The 1,176-nt window shown below is 61.4% G+C and carries 2 protein-coding genes; both read right to left on the minus strand.

The genetic code is table 11. The features are described from left to right. Nucleotides 1-200: 200 nt before the first annotated feature. Nucleotides 201-533: a hypothetical protein gene (locus tag ACJH6J_RS30465; protein WP_406805040.1), complete on the minus strand. Its 333-nt coding sequence runs from the start codon at nt 531-533 to the stop codon at nt 201-203. 21 nt (nt 534-554) lie between these two features. Beyond that, nucleotides 555-866, minus strand: a complete 312-nt coding sequence (locus ACJH6J_RS30470; protein WP_406805041.1) for a hypothetical protein — start codon at nt 864-866, stop codon at nt 555-557. Nucleotides 867-1,176: the final 310 nt, after the last annotated feature.

Here is a 1,176-nt window from a genome sequence, read left to right on the forward strand (position 1 = left end):
AGATCATCCTCGGGAAGGTGCGCCCTTTCCTACGCCGCCTCGCCGAGGCTCATCCACAGGTTCTGATCATTGCTCTTCAACGCTAGCTCTCCACCGCAGGTGGTATCTGCACTATTTGCGGTCGTCGCGGCGACATCTGAGAATCACGCTGCGGCCGTTCGGTCCGAGGATAGGGAGCAAGGGCCAACTGCCCCAGGGACTTAGCTCACGAGGGCGTATGCGAACGGGATCGTCTGAGGAATCTCGACGACGGTGTAGACGCCGCAGGCCATCACGACCGCGGCAGCTCCAATCCAGAACGCCGAGCGTCGCTGCTGCATCCACATCGGCGCCCTGCAAGGGCGCCTGCGGGTCCGCAGGAAAGTAAGCGCAACAATTGCGAGCGCTATGAACGGTGCTGCACCGAATGCTGCGAACAGCAGGAGCGGCGCCGAGACAAGGAACGCGGCGAGGTAGACGCCGCATCCGGCGAGTACACCCGCAATCGCGCACGTCGCCCACGCCAAGCCACTCCGAACGGCAGCGATGCTCATAAGTCCAGCCTAGGGGTTATGTCAGTGCGACGAGGACACCGTGGTGTGAAGTTTCGTCGTGACGACGCGTTGATACAGCGTGGTGCCCTGGTGTATCAGGACCGCCCCGGTCAGCCCGATGGCGGCCGCCACAATGACGACGGCGTCAGGGACGGGCTGATGCGAAGAAACCGGAGCGCCGGTCAGGATGGATGCCACCATGGCGAACAGCCCGCCGACGCATACGGCGAGTCCTACTGCGCGGAGCAGATGAGCTGCGGTGCCGAGTGGGTGTGCATCGACTTGGGCCCGCACCTCTATTGGTAGGGGTGCGCCTTTGATGATTCGCATCATGAGGTAGTCCTTCGAATTGATGTTGGCGTTGAGTGTTGTGTATCAGGACATTTGAGGCATAGGAGTGTCCTGATTGACGGTTGAACTCCTACAGTTCGGGCACACGTCGCTGCCATGGGAGCAGGACCACCCAGCACCCTGCAGATGCTCGGTCAGGAGGCGGTCGCATTCCTCGTCGCTGATCGGCTCGTTGGCAACTATCCGCAAAGAAAGTTCGGCCGGGCAACCATCGCAGTGAACCGTCCCGGGTTTCATGCACCCTCAGGTTTCTGTGATCCGGCCGGTCTACCGGTCACGAGTTGGGAATAGT

It is taken from the genome of Mycobacterium sp. SMC-18, from assembly GCF_045310895.1.
Taxonomy (GTDB): domain Bacteria; phylum Actinomycetota; class Actinomycetes; order Mycobacteriales; family Mycobacteriaceae; genus Mycobacterium.

Bases quoted from the DNA above. Each gene is read 5' to 3' on its own strand.
- ACJH6J_RS30465 (WP_406805040.1), bottom strand. From the start codon at position 533: ATGAGCATCGCTGCCGTTCGGAGTGGCTTGGCGTGGGCGACGTGCGCG.
- ACJH6J_RS30470 (WP_406805041.1), bottom strand. From the start codon at position 866: ATGATGCGAATCATCAAAGGCGCACCCCTACCAATAGAGGTGCGGGCC.